The organism is Roseateles sp. PN1 (assembly GCF_038419725.1).
GTDB lineage: Bacteria > Pseudomonadota > Gammaproteobacteria > Burkholderiales > Burkholderiaceae_C > Paucibacter_A.
Genome location: NZ_JBCARA010000013.1, coordinates 14,297 through 31,069, shown reverse-complemented (window position 1 = coordinate 31,069; position 16,773 = coordinate 14,297). Strand labels below are relative to the sequence as shown.

Genomic DNA, 16,773 nt, shown 5'->3' with positions numbered 1-16,773 from the left:
TATTGATTCAGCCCAAACCGGCGGGGTGACTACCAGTCATCAGATGGGCCGGCAGCGCTTTGCTGAAGAGTTGGCATGCGCGCGGGAAACAGCCGCGAAAAAGATGCGCCGAAATTCGAGACTCCGCAGACACCCTGCGCGCACGACGTACACCGTGGACACGCGCATCAGCTTGTTTCGGCTGTTTCGGACCCCCAATGGAAAAACGGCCTAGCTGCTTACGCCGCTAGGCCGTTAGTCTCTTCTTATAAATGGTCGGAACGGTGGGATTCGAACTCACGACCCCTTGCACCCCATGCAAGTGCGCTACCAGGCTGCGCTACGCCCCGACTGAGCTTTGCATTATAGGACAGTTTTTAGTCCCATGCAAAGAATTACTTTAAAAGATCTTCGCGTATCGAAAAAAGCTCGTCCCGGATCTGTTCGATAGACCAAGGACCTGCGGGCATTGTACTCGTACTGGCACGGTGAATTTGGCTAACAGCCAAAGCTGCGACCGAAACACCCTGACTAGAAGCCGCAGGCTTGCGAGGCAAGTCATCTGCGTCCAAGGCGCCAACATCAAAGCCCTCGATGCCGTCCGCCGCATCGACATCACTGTCTTGCAAATGTTCAAACGCCAGGGCCGCGTCGCCACGCGAGCTGGCGGCATCGACCAATTGATTGCGGGCGCCGCTGATGGTGAAGCCCTGCTCATACAACAAGCTACGGATGCGACGAATCAGCAGCACTTCATGATGCTGGTAATAGCGCCGATTGCCGCGACGCTTCATGGGCTTGAGTTGGGTGAACTCCTGCTCCCAGTAACGCAGCACATAAGGCTTCACGCCACAAAGCTCGCTCACCTCACCGATGGTGAAGTAGCGCTTGGGCGGAATGGCGGGAAGCACGTTGTCCATGCAAATCAAGGGCTAGACCTTTGGGAGCTCAGACTCTACTCGATGTCGTCTTCATCGCACGCATCGCCTTGCACTGCACTCTTGAGTTTGTGGCTGGCGTGAAAAGTCACCACATCACGCGCCTTGATCGGGATGGACTCACCGGTGCGCGGATTGCGTCCCGGGCGCGGTGCCTTGCGGCGGATATTGAAATTGCCAAAGCCTGAGAGCTTGACGTCATCACCGCGCACCAGATTGGCGTGGATGATGTCGAAGAAGGCCTCGACCATGTCCTTGGACTCGCGCTTGTTCAGGCCCAGCTTGTCGAACAGCAGCTCGGCCAGTTCGGCCTTGGTCAAGGTGGGCGTTTCCAGGCTGGGCAGCAGCACGCGGGCAGGCGCGCTGGGCGTGCTCAAAGCATCCAGCTTGCTGTCATCGGCGCTGTTGTTCTTATTGTTTTCCATCGTCATCATCAAGCAAGCGTTCGCTGTTCTCAGGTGGGTGGAGCAAGAGCTGGATGGTTCTGAGACTATCAGCCGCGCAAGCGCGCGCCCAGCCCTTGAGCGAGTGCCGCGATCACAACTGCCACCGTCTGCTCGATGCGCTCGTCGGTCAAGGTTTGCTCGTCGTCCAGCAATTCCAGGCGCACGGCCATGCTGCGCTCACCGTCCTTCAGGTCGGCGCTGGCCTGGGTCGGCTTGAACACGTCAAACAGCTTGGCCGAGCGGATCAGGCCCTGGTGGGCCGAGCCCAGAATGGTCTGCATCAAGGCATCGTGCGTGACACCCTCGCCCACGATGACGGCCAGGTCACGCAGCACAGCCTGCTGGCGCGGAATGGCCTGGGCCGCCGGCAGCACGCGCTGCAGCGTGGCATCGAGGTCCAGCTCGAACAGCACCGGCGCGCTGGGCAGTTCATAGCCCTGGCGCCATTTGGGATGCAACTCGCCGATCACACCGATGTCAACGCCGTCCAGCTCCACACGGGCACTGCGGCCGGGATGCAAAGCGGGATGCTCAGCTGCCACGAAGCGCAGCTGGCGCGGCGCGAACAGCGCCTCCAAATCACCCTTCACATCGAAGAAGTCAATCAGGCGATCACGCTGGCTCCACTGCTGCTGCTCGGCCGGGCCAAAGGCCAAGCCAGCCAGACGCATGGGCTGGTGAATGCCGGCCACGCTGGTGTCGCCCTGCTGCACCGAGGGGTCGCGCAGGAACACACGGCCAATCTCGAACAAGCGCACGCGCGAGGCGCGGCGGCTCAGGTTGTAGCGCAAGGTGTTGACCAGGCTGCCGATCAAGCTGGTGCGCATCACGGCCAGTGGTGCTGCGATCGGGTTGAGCAACTGGATCGGGTTCTGATTGCCCGCCAATTCCTTTTCCCAACGCGCTTCAACAAAGCTGAAGTTGATGGTCTCGAAGTAACCCAGGCCGGCAACGGCGCTGCGCAGTGCATGCGTGGCGCGACGCGACTCCGAGCCCACCTTGGCCACCACGGGCGCCAGCGGCGGCGTGTCCGGCAGCGTGGGGTAGCCCAGCACGCGGATGATTTCTTCGATCAGGTCTTCCTCGATGCGCAGATCGAAGCGGAAGCTCGGCGGCGTCACGGTCAGCACGCCGCCATTGGCGTCGCTCTCGGTGAAGCTCAGGCCCAGGCGGGTGAAGACGCGGGCGCAGTCTTCCTGCGTCACCGGCATGCCGATGATCTTGGCGGCGCGCGCCACGCGCAGGGCCACCGGCTGACGCTCGGGCAGCGTGGTGATGGTGTCGTCGATCGGGCCGGCCTGGCCGCCGCAAATCTCCAGCACCAGCTGGGTGATGCGCTCGATATGGGCCACGGTCAAGGCCGGGTCAACTCCGCGCTCGAAGCGGTGGCCCGCGTCGGTCGAGAAAGCGAAGCGGCGCGAACGGCCCATCACCGCCTCGGGCCACCAGAAAGCGGCTTCGACGTAAATGTTTTGCGTGTCATCAGACACGGCAGTGGCGTCGCCGCCCATGATGCCGGCCAGGGACTCAGGCGCTTGGCTGTCAGCCACCACGCCAACTTTCTCATCCAACTCGACGGTATTGCCGTTGAGCAGCTTGAGCGTCTCGCCCTGCTTGGCCCAGCGAACCACCAGCTCGTCGTGGATCTTGTCCAGATCGAAGATATGCGAGGGGCGGCCCAGTTCGAACATCACATAGTTGGAGATGTCCACCAGCGCCGTCACCGAACGCTGGCCACAGCGCGCCAGACGATCCACCATCCACGCAGGAGTCTGCGCCTTGGTATTGACGCCGCGCACGATGCGGCCAGAGAAACGGCCGCACAGATCAGCAGCCTCGATACGCACCGGCAGCTTGTCCTGATGCGCCACCGGCACCGGCGTGCAATCAGGCTGAGTCAGCGGTGTGCCAGTCAGTGCCGAGACCTCACGGGCAATGCCGTAAACGCTCAGCGCATGGGCCAGATTGGGCGTCAGCTTGAGGGTGAACAAGGTGTCATCCAAGTTCAGGTGTTCGCGGATGTCTTGACCGACGGGGGCATCGGCAGCCAGCTCCAACAGGCCGCCATGCTCTTCGCTGAGCTTGAGCTCACGCGCCGAACACAGCATGCCGAAGCTCTCAACGCCGCGCAGCTTGCCCACGCCGATCTTGAAGGCCTTGCCATCTTCGCCCGGGGGCAATTCGGCGCCCACGGTGGCCAGTGGCACCTTGATGCCGGCACGCGCATTGGGCGCGCCGCAGACGATTTGCAGCGGTTCGACCGCGCCAACATTGACCGAGCAGATGCGCAGCTTATCGGCGTTAGGGTGTTGTTCGGCCGACAAGATTTCGGCCACTTTGATGCCGTGGAAAGGCGGCGCCACCGGGCGCAGCTCTTCGACTTCCAAGCCGGACATGGTCAACAGCTCGGCCAGTTCTTGGGTGTTCAGTGCAGGGTTGCAAAAGGCCCGCAGCCAGGATTCAGGAAATTGCATGGTGTGTGTTCTCTCGGGTTCTCAGATGGTGGTGTGGGTGGAGGTACTGGGCCTCACTTGAACTGCGACAAGAAGCGCAGATCACCATCAAAGAACTGGCGCAAATCATTCACGCCGTAACGCAACATGGCCAGGCGGTCGATGCCGGAGCCAAAAGCAAAGCCGATGTAACGCTCAGGGTCCAGGCCCATATTGCGGATCACCTGCGGATGCACCTGGCCGGAGCCAGACACTTCCAACCAACGGCCTTTCAGCGGGCCGGACTCGAACATGATGTCGATCTCAGCGCTGGGCTCGGTGAAGGGGAAGTAGCTCGGGCGGAAGCGCAGCTGCAGCTGGTCGGTCTCGAAGAAGGCGGTGATGAAGTTGAGATAAACCGCCTTCAAGTCCTTGAAGCTGATGTTCTCGCCAACCCACAGGCCTTCGACCTGGTGGAACATGGGGGAATGGGTGGCGTCGTTGTCGACCCGGTAAGTGCGGCCGGGGGCAATGACGCGAATCTCAGGCATATGGTCCTGACCGGCATAGCGGCGGGCATGGGCCTGGGCATAACGGATCTGCATCGGGCTGGTGTGCGGACGCAGATTGAAATAGCGCCCGCCTTCGTCCTTCATATCCACATAGAAGGTGTCCTGCATGGAGCGCGCAGGATGATTCTCAGGATTGTTGAGGGCGGAGAAGCTGAACCAGTCGGTCTCGATCTCAGGGCCATCGGCAACATCAAAACCCATCGAGCCGAAGATGGCCTCGATGCGCGCCATGGCACGCGTGATCGGGTGCAAGGCACCGGTGCCACGGCTGCGGCCAGGCAGGGTGACGTCCAGCGCTTCAGCCTTCAGCTGCAGCGCCAACTCGGCATCGGCGAGGGCTTGGCGGCGCTCGGTCAGCGCGGCTTCGATGCCACTCTTCAAGACATTGATCTCGGCGCCGCGCGCCTTTTTCTCGTCCACAGGCAGGGCCGCCAGACCCTTGAGCAACTCGGTCACGCGACCGGCCTTGCCCAGAAAACGCGCCTTGGCGTTCTCCAGTTCGGCAGGCGTGCTGGTGGCGGCGAATTCGGCCTGGGCGGCTTGCAGCAATTGTTCGAGATCAGTCATCTTGAAGAAGAAATTTCGGGCGGAAACAAAAAAGGCCGAGCACCAGGGTGTCGGCCTTGAGGTTGCTCACCGCGGCTCCTAAGAGACGCGGCTGCAAAGAACCGCCAAAGGCGGCCCTATGCATTAAGCCAGTGCGGCCTTAACCTTGGCGAAGACGGTGGCAAAGCCAGCCGGATCGTTGACGGCCATGTCGGCCAAGACCTTGCGGTCGATCTCGATCTGAGCCTTCTTCAGGCCAGCCACAAACTTGCTGTAGGTGAGTCCCAGGCCACGGCTTGCTGCGTTGATACGAGCAATCCACAGAGCACGGAACACACGCTTCTTGGCGCGACGGTCACGGTAGGCGTATTGGCCTGCCTTCATCACCGCCTGTTTGGCGATGCGGAAGACATTCTTACGACGACCACGGAAGCCCTTGGCCAGAGCCAGGACCTTCTTGTGACGGGCACGAGCGGTAACACCACGTTTAACGCGAGGCATATTAAATCTCCTTTAGTTAAATGGGTTTACAGACCAAAGCCGGGCAACATCTGAGCGATGTGACCCATATTGGTTTCGTGCACGGCAACCGAACCACGCAGATGGCGCTTGTTCTTGGTCGACTTCTTGGTCAGGATGTGGCGCTTGAACGCTTGACCGCGCTTGACGGTACCACCCGGACGAACGCGGAAGCGCTTCTTCGCGCTGCTCTTGGTCTTCATTTTGGGCATGTGAGTGCTCCTTTTAAGATGTCCCAGGGGCGGTTGAGGGCCTCTCAACACTTGCCAGCCTCTGGAGACTAATAAGCCCGCCGATGACCAAATCAGCGGGCTTGAACTTCATACGGGCGCCATATTGGCCGCCTGCCGGACCGCCCCAAAAGGCGGCGCTTGCAATTCAAAGCGGGCTAGCCGCCCGCTTTGAATTGCCCCCCCCTCAGGGGGTGTGCCTGCGTACCCGCAGGCAGGGGGCTTAGCGCTTTTTCGGCGCCAGCACCATGATCATCTGACGGCCTTCAAGGCGCGGCATGTTCTCAACCACGGCCACATCCGCCAATTCATCGCGGATGCGTTCCAACAAGCGCATGCCAATGTCTTGGTGGGTAATTTCACGACCGCGGTAACGCAGCGTGACCTTGCCCTTATCACCATCCTCAGCGATGAAGCGGCGCAGATTGCGCATCTTGATCTGGTAGTCGCCTTCGTCCGTACCCGGGCGGAACTTGACTTCCTTGATTTCGATGACCTTCTGCTTGGACTTCGCCTCGGCCGCACGCTTTTGCTCGATGTACTTGAACTTGCCGTAGTCCATCAGGCGGCACACAGGCGGTGTCGCGGTGGCGGAAATTTCGACAACGTCAACATCCAACTCGCCCGCCATGCGCAGCGCTTCTTGGATGCTCACGATTCCGAGCGGCTCGTTTTCCGGACCGTTCAGACGAACTTCGGGAGCCATGATTTCGCGATTCAGCCGATGCTTACGCTCCGGTACAGCACGACGGTCAGCAAAAGTAGCGATGGTGAAAACCTTTCAGCGAGCCCCAAGGCGAGAGGCCCAAACAAAACAAAAGCGCGCCTCGCTTGGCAAGAATCAGGTCTTTGAGGAGATATCGGCTGAGGCCTTCGCTTGGAAGTCTGCCAGAGCCATCACACCCAAATCCTGGTTGCCACGGGCGCGCACCGCAACGGTTCCATTTGCCTTCTCCTTGTCGCCTACGACCAGGATGAAAGGAACCTTTTGCAAAGAATGCTCGCGGATTTTATACGTGATCTTCTCGTTACGCAAATCAGCCTGAACTCTAAGCCCTTGTTTCTGCAGCGATTTCACGATTTCCGCGACGTAATCCGCTTGTGCGTCGGTGATATTGGCCACCACCACCTGCGTCGGCGCCAGCCACACCGGCAGCGCGCCGGCATGCTGTTCGATCAAGATGCCGATGAAGCGCTCCAGGCTGCCGACGATGGCGCGGTGCAGCATGACCGGGGTCTTGCGCTGGCTGTCCTCATCGACAAACTCGGCCTCCAGACGCGAGGGCATATTGGAGTCGATCTGAATGGTGCCACACTGCCACTGGCGACCCAGGGCATCCTTGAGCGCGTATTCGATCTTGGGTGCGTAGAAGGCTCCCTCGCCATGGGCGATCTCGAACTCGCAGCCCGAACGACGCAGCGATTCCATCAACACCTGCTCGGTGCGATCCCAATACTCATCCGTGCCGATGCGCGCCTCGGGGCGAGTTGCCACCTTGTAGACGATGTCGGTGAAGCCGAAGTCGGCATAGACCTTCTTCAGCAGCGCCGTGAAATTGGCGCACTCGTCTAGGATCTGGTCTTCGGTACAGAAGATGTGGCCGTCGTCCTGCGTGAAGCCGCGCACACGCATGATGCCGTGCAGGCCACCCGTCGGCTCGTTGCGATGGCACTGGCCGAACTCACCGAAGCGCAGCGGCAGATCGCGGTAGCTCTTGATGCCATGCTTGAAAATCAGGATGTGACCCGGGCAGTTCATCGGCTTCAAGGCGTAGTCACGCTTCTCCGACTCGGTGATGAACATATTGTCCCGGTACTTGTCCCAGTGGCCGGACTTCTCCCACAGGCCCTTGTCCAGGATTTGCGGACCCTTAACTTCCTGGTAGCCGTTGTCGCGGTAGACGCGGCGCATGTACTGCTCCACTTCCTGCCAGACGGTCCAGCCCTTAGGGTGCCAGAACACGGTGCCGGGCGAATGCTCGTCGATATGGAACAGGTCCAGTTCACGACCCAGCTTGCGGTGGTCGCGCTTCTCCGCCTCTTCCAGACGCAGCAGGTACTTCTGCAGATCATCCTTGCTGGCCCAGGCCGTGCCGTAGATGCGCTGCAATTGCTCGTTACGGTGGTCGCCGCGCCAGTAGGCGCCAGCCACCTTCATCAGTTTGAAATGCTTGAGCTTGCCGGTGGACGGCACGTGGGGGCCGCGGCACAGGTCAGTGAACTTGCCTTCGGCGTAAAGCGACACCGCCTGATCGGCCGGGATGCTCTCGATGATCTCGGCCTTGTAGGCCTCACCCAGGCTCTTGAAGTAGCTGACGGCCTCGTCGCGCGGCAGCACCGAGCGGGTGATCTTTTCGTCCTTCTTGGCCAACTCGCCCATCTTCGACTCGATCGCCGCCAGGTCTTCGGGCGTGAAGGGGCGCTTGTAGCTGAAGTCGTAGTAGAAGCCGTTCTCGATCACCGGGCCGATGGTGACCTGCGCCTCGGGGAACAATTCCTTGACGGCATAGGCCAGCAAGTGGGCGGTGGAGTGACGAATGACCTCCAGGCCATCGGCATCCTTGTCGGTGATGATGGCCAGCTGCGCGTCGGCCTCGATCAAGTGGCTGGTGTCCACCAAATTGCCGTCCACACGGCCAGCCAGCGCGGCCTTGGCCAGGCCGGCGCCGATGGAGGCAGCCACATCGGCCACGGTGACGGCTTGCGGAAATTCACGCTTGGAACCGTCAGGCAGTTGAATCGAAATCATTGCTCAGTACTCCGAAATTTGCGCGGGCGCTTGTGGCAGAAGATAAATAAAGCCAGCCCGACAATGAAAAAAGCGCGGCCACTGTGCCGCGCTTTTGACTGGGTTGCTGCTTTGAAAACAGCTAAGAAAGACGTGACAAGCCGCGGCCGACTAGAGAACCTGTGAGGTTGTGCTCGTAGTTCGCGGTGTCATAACCATGATGCCTTTCTCGCCCTTGTTCGTTGATCGAGCCCGGATTGTAGACGAGCCCTCGCAGAGCCCGCCATTTTTAGCGCCCTGAGCAGCGCAATCGCTACGTTCGCTTCTAACGCCGCTGACCGCGCTCGATCTCATTGCCGATCACTGCGCCGCCGATCACACCAATGGCGGTGCCCACGCCAGGCTCCACCGCATGGCCCAACACACCGCCGACCACACCACCCACCAGCGCCCCGCCACCCGAGCTGGGGGCTGCGCCGTAGCGACTGGGGCCGTAGCCACGCCGTCCTTGATCATCACCATGACCATAGCCGCGCCGTTCGTCATAGTGGTGGTGATGGCCGCCGCGCGGGGCGACCCAAACACAAGCGCTCAAGCTGCTGGCAGCGCACAGAACGACAAGCAAGCGCAACCCACGCGACAAGACTTTGCGGGGCTGAAAAGCGGGGGATTCAGACATGGCGGACAACTCCAGCGCGATGGCATTCCAGATTGGAACGCTGGCTCAACGCTGCCACGGGCCGCCGGGTTGTCGAGACTTGCTTTCTTTTACAACTGTAAAGCGCGCAGGCTGGACGCCTCGCAGGCCTGGGCAAACTCATCCGCCAGGCGCTGGCTCTCGGCAATGGCGCGCAGCCAGGCTTTGGCGCGCGCAGGCATATCGTCGCCGTAGCGCTGAAAGTCATTGCGATCCGGCAGCTTGGCATTGGGCAGGGTCGCAATCCAGGCCGGGTTAGGCGCCAGCAGCACGACGTTGTCCAGTGACGGCGTGGCGGCATGGCGCCGCTTCAAGGCCTTGTCCAGCCAACCCGGCACCACCTGCTGCTGGAAGTGCGGATACAGCACCAGGCCAGCGCTGTGCTCATCGGCGGCCATGGCCGCGTAGTTGAGGTGCAGGTGATAGTCGGTGATGCCGCCGTCCCAGTAGGCACCGCGCGGGGCACCGGGAATGTCGTGCACCGCCTGCAGCCAAAAAGGAATCGCGCAGCTGGCCAAGATGCTGGCCTGGAAGTTGGCCTGATTCAGCTCAACGGCGTGACTGCGGAAGTCGTCCAGCGGCAGGGGCAGCGGCGTGCGCGGGTCAGAAAAAGCCACCCGCTCCAGCCAGGCGGCCAGGCTGGGGCGAGAAATCAAATTGGCCGCGAACGCGGCTGTGTAGCCCAGCGGGGTGCGCCAGCGCCCTTCCCGGCTGAGCAGCTTGCGCCCGCGCGAGGCCAGCACATGCAGGCGAAAGCGCGGGTGGCTCAGGGCCAGCTGCTCGCGCCCACCAAAGACTTGGTCGAGGGTTTGCGCAAAACCCTGGCTGACCCAGGCAGCAGAAGGCATCTTGCCCTTTTTGGCGCCCGGCTCATCCGCATAGCTCTGGTGCACATAGCCATGCGCCAGTTGGTCGAACTCATGTTTCACCTCGGCGGCATTGCGGGTCACGCAAGCCGTGGCCATGCGCCAGGCGCCGATGGAAGCGCCCATCAAATGCACCGGCTGCTGGCTGCGCGCCAGCCAGTCGCCAAAGATGAACTGGTCCAGCGGCCCCAGGATCAGGCCCTTGGGGCCACCGGCCGCAGCGGGCACGACCTGCACATCTTCGGGCCGCAGGCCGCGCTCGGCCAGACGGGCACGCGCCCGCGGGCCAGCGAAGATCTGCAGAGCCGGGACGCTGCTGCCGCCGCCGCTCATGCTCAGAGCTTGTATTCCAGCACCGCGCCGTACTGGGTGCGGGAGCTGCGCTCGACGCCGATGCTATTGTCCGCACCATTGACCAGGAGCGAGCGGGTATCCAGCGGCGCCAGGTTATTGGCCGAGACCCGCAGCGACAAGCTCTTGCTGAAGGTCCACTGCGCGAACATGTCGAGCGCGCGGCTATTGGACGCATCCAGCGACTGGCTGAGCGTCTGCTGCGTCAGATAGCCCGGCGTGTAGGCCAGCGACACGCCCATATTCAAGGGCAGGCTGCTCAGCCGGTAATCAAAACCGGCATTGGCGGACCAAGGCTGCTGGCCGTCAAGGCGGTTATTGGCCATGGCAATCGCGTCCACATTGGAGTGGTAGACGCTGATATTGCCGCGCAGATTCAACGCCAGTTTGGGGTCGAACAAGGCAGGCAGCAGCTCACCGGCGCGACCCTTGACTTCCAACTCCAAGCCCATGGTCTGGGCACGGGAGAAGTTCTGCGGCTGCGACACATAGCGCGGCAGCGGCGACCAATCCACAGTCTGCTGGGTCGTGACGTTACGAATCAGGTCGCTGATGCCGCGGTAGAAGCCGCCCACGCTGACCATGCCACCGCCAGCCAGATACTTTTCAAACGCGATGTCCAGGCCGGTGGCCAGCTCGGGCTTGAGATTCGGGTTGCCAATGCGATCCGGGTTGAGCGGGTCGTTGGTCTGCGGATTGCCGTTCGCATCCAGCAAGGGCTTGACGCCACTGATGCTGGGCCGAGCCAGCAGCGCGTTCAAGTCGGGTGCCTTGTAGCTGCGCGTGACGCTAGCACGGATCATGTCCTTGCCCTTGGGGTCCAGCTTGTAATTCAAGTGCCACAGCGGCGTCACCACGGTGCTGGTGTTGCTGACCTGGCTGCCTTCACCGCTGCTGGTGGTTTGAATTCGCTCGGCGCGCAGGCCGATATAAGTGGACCATTGCGGCGACAGCTCCCACTCGTCCTGCACGAACAGGGCTTGACGCTGGATGCGCGCACCGAAGGGCTGGCCTTCGATGCCGGGCTGCTGCGGGCGGCCGTTCTCGGTGATGTTGCGGGTCTCGTCGCGCTGACGCCACTCCAGATCCCAACCCACCGTCAGGCTGTGATCCTCGCCCAGCAACTGGCCGTACTTGCCGGCCTGGATCACGCTCTTGTCATGGCTCTCACCCAGATTGACACGCCAAACCTGCGCCTCGGTGGCCGGGGCCACAACGCGGAAGCTGCGGTTGTCATTCGTGCCCCTGGAATCCTGCAGGGCCAGCTTCAACTCGATGCGTTGCGAGTCACTGAAGCGGTTGATCCACTGCGCATTGCCGCGCAGGTTCTGCCAAGTGCCACGGCTAAGCGAGTCGTCATCCACGCCGGGGAAGCCGCTGATCACCTCGTTTTGGAAGGTCATGCGATTGCGCCAATAGCCTTTTTGCACAAAAGCTTGCAGGGCCAGCGACTCTTCATCGCTGATGCGCCAGTTGAGGCGCGGCGCCGAATTGAAGCCATGGCCCCAGTTGTCTTGCACACCGCGCTGAATGACTTCCGAGGGCTGGTCATTGCTACCGAGCGCCTTGCGGTCCGTGACCACATCGGTTTGCTGGCGCCACTCAAAGCCAGACAGCGGCACCGAGATCGACACATTGCCGATCTTCTCGCCATAGGTGAAGGTGCCCGACGCCGTCGGCCGCACAGCGCTATAGCCCGTGCCCAGACGCAGATCGCGCTGCGAAACGCGCGGCGCGTCCTTCAGGATGATGTTGATGGCGCCGGCCACGGCCTGGGCACTTTGGTCAGCAGTCGGGCCTTTGGTGACCTCGATGCGCTCCACCTGGGCGGGATCCAGCTGATCCAGGGCAAAGCCCGGAGGCGCCGGGTCGCCGTTGATCAGGATCAGGGTGTAGCCTGAGCCCAGGCCGCGCATGCGCGGCGCGCCACCGGCCACCGACACGCCGGGCAGGCGCTTGAGCACATCGGCCACATTGGTGTCGCCAAACTTTTCCAGCTCCTCGCGGCCGTAAATCTGCTTGGCCACCGGCGCGCGGCGGCGCAAATCGGTGTCGCTGCTCTGGCGCGAGATTTCTACCCGCTCCAGCTTGGCGCCAGGGCGAGCCTGCGGCTCGGCACCCGGCTGGGCGTCTTGGGCTTGCGCCAGGGTCACAGACAACAAAACGCAGGCGGCGGCAATGGGCGACAAGGATTTCAAGAAACAGGCTCCGTGATCGCTGCGCAAGGCAGCTCAAAATTCGATGGCTGAACCATAGCGGAAGTGGCCGCGCAGTCTGCCACCTTTGCGACCAATGGTGGATTTGAGGGGGTCAGCAACCGGTGCTGACCCTGATTGGAGCCGGCTGCCAGAAACAGCACCGCTCTCACCCCTTCATCCAGATATCACCCTAGGCCCGGACGCCACCGCTCGGCAGCCGGGCCGGCCGCTGCAGCAGGCTCAGCGCTTGCCCTGCAGCTTGGCGAAGGCGGCCGCCATCGCATTGCCACCTGCGGGCGCGGACGCGGCCGGTGCCGGGCGCCCGCCGCCGCTGCTGCGCTCGTTACGGGCCGCCGGGCGATAACTGTTGTCGGCCTTGCCGCCGGGGCTGCCGCTCTTTTGCACCGGTGCATCCAGCTTCATGGTCAGCGAGATGCGCTTGCGGGCCAGATCCACCTCCAGCACGCGCACCTTGACGATGTCCCCGGTCTTGACCACTTCACGCGCATCGTTGACGAACTTATTGGCCAGTTGGCTGACGTGAATCAGGCCGTCCTGGTGCACGCCCAGGTCCACAAAAGCGCCGAACTGGGCGACGTTGGACACCGTGCCTTCCAGCACCATGCCCTCCACCAGATCCTTGATGTCGTCCACGCCTTCGCTGAAGCGGGCCACCTTGAAGTCGGGGCGTGGGTCGCGGCCAGGCTTTTCCAGCTCGGCCAGGATGTCTTTGACCGTGATGGCGCCGAATTTCTCGTCGGCAAAAGCCTCGGGCTTGAGGCTGCGGATCACATCGCTCTTGCCCATCACCTCGGCCGCGGGCCGCTTGACGGCGGCCAGGATGCGCTCAACCACGGGGTAAGTCTCGGGGTGGACGCCGGAGAAGTCCAAGGGGTTCTCACCATCGCGGATGCGCAAAAAGCCCGCCGCCTGCTCGAAAGTCTTAGGACCCAGGCCCGTCACATCCAGCAACTGCTTGCGGCTCTTGAACGCGCCGTTGGCATCGCGCCAGCGGACGATAGACGCGGCGACCGTCGCGCTAAGGCCCGAAACGCGCGACAGCAAGGGGGCCGAGGCGGTGTTGAGGTCCACGCCCACCGAGTTGACGCAGTCTTCCACCACCGCGTCCAGGGTCTTGGCCATCTCGCTCTGGTTGACATCGTGCTGGTACTGGCCAACACCAATGCTCTTGGGGTCGATTTTGACCAACTCAGCCAGCGGGTCTTGCAAGCGGCGGGCGATGGACACCGCGCCGCGCAGGGTCACGTCCAAATCGGGCAATTCCTTGGAGGCGAATTCCGACGCGGAATAGATCGAGGCGCCCGCCTCGCTGACCACCACTTTTTGAATCTCGGTGCCGGGGGCGAGCTGCTGGATGCGCTTGATCAAGTCGGCCGCCAGCTTGTCGGTTTCGCGGCTGGCCGTGCCATTGCCGATGGCAATCAGGTTCACGCCATGGGCCGCGCACAAGCGCGCCAGGGTGTGAATCGAGCCTTCCCAGTCCTTGCGCGGCTCGTGCGGGAACACGGCGCAGGTATCCAGCACCCGGCCGGTGTCGCTGACCACCGCCACTTTGACGCCGGTGCGAATGCCCGGGTCCAGGCCCATCACCACCCGCTTGCCGGCCGGCGCGGCCAGCAGCAGGTCACGCAGATTCTCGGCAAACACCTTGATGGCCACGGCCTCCGCCGACTCACGCAGGCGCGAGAACAAATCGCGCTCCAAGCTCATGCTGAGCTTGACCTTCCAGGTCCAGGCCACGCATTTGCGGATCAGCGCGTCGCTGGCGCGGTTGGCATGGCTCCAACCCAGATGGCGGGCGATGCGTCCTTCGGCCAAGCCCGGTTGGCCCGCCACCGTTTCTTCGTCCAGCACCAGCTTGGCGTCGAGGAACTCCAGCGTGCGGCCACGGAACACGGCCAAGGCACGGTGCGAGGGCACGGTCTTGATCGGCTCGTCGTAATCGAAATAGTCGCGGAACTTGGAAATGTCCGGGTTGTTCTCGTCCTTGCCTTCCATCAGCTTGGAGCGAAACAAGCCCTCCTCCCACAGCCACTCGCGCAGCTTGCCGATCAGCAAGGCGTCTTCGGCCCAGCGCTCGGACAGCAGATCGCGCACACCGTCCAGCACCGCAAAGGCATCGGCAAAACCAGCGTCGGCATTGATGAAGGCCTGCGCCTCGGCTTGCGGGTCCAGGCTCGGGTCGGCAAACAGCTTGTCGGCCAGCGGCTCCAGGCCGGCTTCGCGGGCGATCATGCCCTTGGTGCGGCGCTTGACCTTGTAGGGCAGGTAAAGGTCTTCCAGCTCCTGCTTGGTGGGGGCGGCTTCGATCAGGGCGCGCAGCTCAGGCGTGAGCTTGCCCTGCTCGTCAATGCTTTTGAGCACCGCGGCGCGGCGGTCTTCCAACTCGCGCAAATAGCCCAGGCGCGCTTCCAGATCACGCAGCTGCGCGTCATCCAGGCCATCGGTCACTTCCTTGCGGTAGCGGGCAATGAAGGGCACGGTCGCACCTCCATCGAGCAATTCAACAGCGGCGTTGACTTGGGCCGGCCGAACACCCAGCTCGGCGGCAATTTGAAGCAGGATCTTGTCCAAAGCAGTCTGGAATCACATGAAAACGGGAAGCGGCGGAGTTTGCCACAGGCCGACCCGGCCGCCCGAGGCTGGGCAAGGAGGTCGTTGGAGCCAGCCGCGCAGAAAGCTCTACAGTAGGCTGATGCGAAATCAACGCCGCTTCAAACGCCACGACCTGGCCGCCCTGGCCAGCCAAGCCATGCTGGAGCGCGGGCTGGAGCCCGAATTCCCGCCCGCCGTCGAACTCGAACTCAGCCGCTTGGCGGCTAGCCACCGCCGCCCTGCGGCGGATGGGCCGCAAGAACAGGGCGCAAAGATTGCCGATCTGCGCGCCCTGCCCTGGTGCTCGCTGGACAACGACGACTCGCTCGACCTCGATCAGCTCACCGCCTGCCAGCGCGAAGCAGGCGGCGGCCTGCGCCTCTTCGTGGCGGTGGCGGATGTGGACGCGCTGGTGCATCGGGATTCCGCCATTGACCGGCACGCCCGCCACAACACTTGCTCGGTCTACACCTCGGCGCGCATTTTCCCGATGCTGCCCGAGCGCCTGTCCACCGACCTCAGCTCGCTCAACCCGCAGCAAGACCGCCTAGCCCTGGTGACCGAGATGCTGATCGACGGCCAGGGCGATTTGCAAGACTCAACGATTTACCGCGCCCGCGTGCGCAACCAGGCCAAGCTGGCCTACGACGCCACCTCCGCCTGGCTGCTGGGCGAGGCCGAGTTGCCCGCCGCCGCCCAGGCCTGGCCGGGCATGGACGAGCAGCTGCGCCTGCAAGACGCGATGGCGCAAACCCTGCGCGCGCGCCGCCATGCCCACGGCTCACTTGAGTTCGAGACCTTGCAGCCGCGCGTCATCTTCGAGGGCGAGCGGGTGGTGGATTTGCAGCAGCAGGAACAAAACCGCGCCCGCCAGCTGATCGAGGAATTCATGATCGCCACCAACGGCTGCTGCGCGCGCTTTCTGGCCAGCCATGGCGGCGCCTCGCTGCGCCGGGTGGTGCGCTCACCCGAGCGCTGGGCTCGCATCCGGGAAGAGGCCAACAAATATGGCGAACAGCTGCCCGGCTCGCCCGACGCGAATGCGCTGGAAGGCTTTCTCGCTCGGCGCCGCCGCGCCGACCCGCTGCGCTTCCCCGACCTGTCCCTGGTCATCATCAAGCTGATGGGTTCGGGGGAATATGTGGTGGAGCGCCCGGGCCGCGAGCCCATCGGGCATTTCGGCCTGGCCGAACGCGAATACACCCACGCCACCGCGCCCAACCGGCGCTACCCAGACTTGATCAGCCAGCGCATGGTCAAAGCCCTGCTGGCCGGACGCCCCGCGCCCTACAGCCCGGCCGAGCTGGAAGACCTAGCACTGCACTGCACCCAGCAAGAAGACGCCGCCCGCAAGGTGGAGCGGCGCATGCGCAAGTCAGAAGCCGCGCTATTCCTGGAGCCGCGCCTGGGCGAGGTGTTCTCTGCCTTGGTCACCGGCCACGGCGCCTCTGGCATCTGGGTGCGCCTGCTAACGCCGCCGGTGGAAGGCATGCTGGTGGGCCACGCGCCCGAGCTGCGCCTGGGTCAGCGCCTGCGGGTGCGCCTGGTGGGCTGCAATATCGAGCGCGGCTTTATCGACTTCGAGTATGTGTAGGGCTAACGAGGCTTTGCTCAAACTTGAATCGCTGAACCGGCTGGCCCAGCCGGCCCCACCG

The 16,773-nt window shown here is 62.9% G+C and carries 13 protein-coding genes and 1 tRNA gene; 1 reads left to right on the top strand and 13 read right to left on the bottom strand.

Annotated elements, in window-relative coordinates:
- Positions 1 to 252: 252 nt before the first annotated feature.
- The 13 genes from AABB87_RS18635 to AABB87_RS18575 form a co-directional block, all read right to left on the bottom strand.
- Positions 253 to 329: transfer RNA gene (locus AABB87_RS18635), tRNA-Pro, on the bottom strand.
- A 45-nt stretch (positions 330 to 374) separates the two neighbouring features.
- Positions 375 to 899, bottom strand: coding sequence for a MerR family transcriptional regulator (locus AABB87_RS18630; protein ID WP_341972764.1), 525 nt, complete (start codon positions 897 to 899; stop codon positions 375 to 377).
- Positions 900 to 934: 35 nt separating this feature from the next.
- Positions 935 to 1,348: an integration host factor subunit alpha gene (locus tag AABB87_RS18625; RefSeq protein ID WP_445944889.1), complete on the bottom strand. Its 414-nt coding sequence runs from the start codon at positions 1,346 to 1,348 to the stop codon at positions 935 to 937.
- A gap of 62 nt (positions 1,349 to 1,410) precedes the next feature.
- Positions 1,411 to 3,837 carry a phenylalanine--tRNA ligase subunit beta gene (gene pheT / locus AABB87_RS18620; RefSeq protein ID WP_341972763.1) on the bottom strand — a complete coding sequence of 809 codons (2,427 nt, stop codon included), beginning with the start codon at positions 3,835 to 3,837 and terminating at the stop codon, positions 1,411 to 1,413.
- Positions 3,838 to 3,890: 53 nt separating this feature from the next.
- Entirely contained in the window at positions 3,891 to 4,934 is a 1,044-nt protein-coding gene (gene pheS, locus AABB87_RS18615; RefSeq protein ID WP_295077901.1) for a phenylalanine--tRNA ligase subunit alpha, read from the bottom strand.
- A 123-nt stretch (positions 4,935 to 5,057) separates the two neighbouring features.
- Entirely contained in the window at positions 5,058 to 5,414 is a 357-nt protein-coding gene (rplT, locus tag AABB87_RS18610) for a 50S ribosomal protein L20 (protein WP_058718903.1), read from the bottom strand.
- A gap of 26 nt (positions 5,415 to 5,440) precedes the next feature.
- The gene (rpmI, locus tag AABB87_RS18605; protein ID WP_058718902.1) at positions 5,441 to 5,644 is read right to left on the bottom strand and encodes a 50S ribosomal protein L35; all 204 of its coding nucleotides are present in this window, start codon (positions 5,642 to 5,644) and stop codon (positions 5,441 to 5,443) included.
- A gap of 241 nt (positions 5,645 to 5,885) precedes the next feature.
- Positions 5,886 to 6,431, bottom strand: a complete 546-nt coding sequence (infC, locus tag AABB87_RS18600) for a translation initiation factor IF-3 (RefSeq protein ID WP_082679750.1) — start codon at positions 6,429 to 6,431, stop codon at positions 5,886 to 5,888.
- A gap of 72 nt (positions 6,432 to 6,503) precedes the next feature.
- Positions 6,504 to 8,411: a threonine--tRNA ligase gene (gene thrS / locus AABB87_RS18595; protein ID WP_341972761.1), complete on the bottom strand. Its 1,908-nt coding sequence runs from the start codon at positions 8,409 to 8,411 to the stop codon at positions 6,504 to 6,506.
- Between the two features lie 304 nt (positions 8,412 to 8,715).
- Positions 8,716 to 9,069, bottom strand: a complete 354-nt coding sequence (locus AABB87_RS18590; protein ID WP_341972760.1) for a glycine zipper 2TM domain-containing protein — start codon at positions 9,067 to 9,069, stop codon at positions 8,716 to 8,718.
- 89 nt (positions 9,070 to 9,158) lie between these two features.
- Entirely contained in the window at positions 9,159 to 10,286 is a 1,128-nt protein-coding gene (locus AABB87_RS18585; RefSeq protein WP_341972759.1) for a phospholipase, read from the bottom strand.
- 2 nt (positions 10,287 to 10,288) lie between these two features.
- A complete protein-coding gene (locus AABB87_RS18580) occupies positions 10,289 to 12,502 on the bottom strand; it encodes a TonB-dependent receptor plug domain-containing protein (protein ID WP_341972758.1) in 2,214 nt (737 codons plus the stop codon).
- A gap of 240 nt (positions 12,503 to 12,742) precedes the next feature.
- A complete protein-coding gene (locus tag AABB87_RS18575; protein WP_341972757.1) occupies positions 12,743 to 15,097 on the bottom strand; it encodes a Tex family protein in 2,355 nt (784 codons plus the stop codon).
- Positions 15,098 to 15,218: 121 nt separating this feature from the next.
- On the opposite strand from AABB87_RS18575, the gene AABB87_RS18570 reads away from it, so the two are divergent.
- Entirely contained in the window at positions 15,219 to 16,712 is a 1,494-nt protein-coding gene (locus AABB87_RS18570; RefSeq protein WP_341972756.1) for an RNB domain-containing ribonuclease, read from the top strand.
- The last annotated feature ends 61 nt before the right edge of the window (positions 16,713 to 16,773 follow it).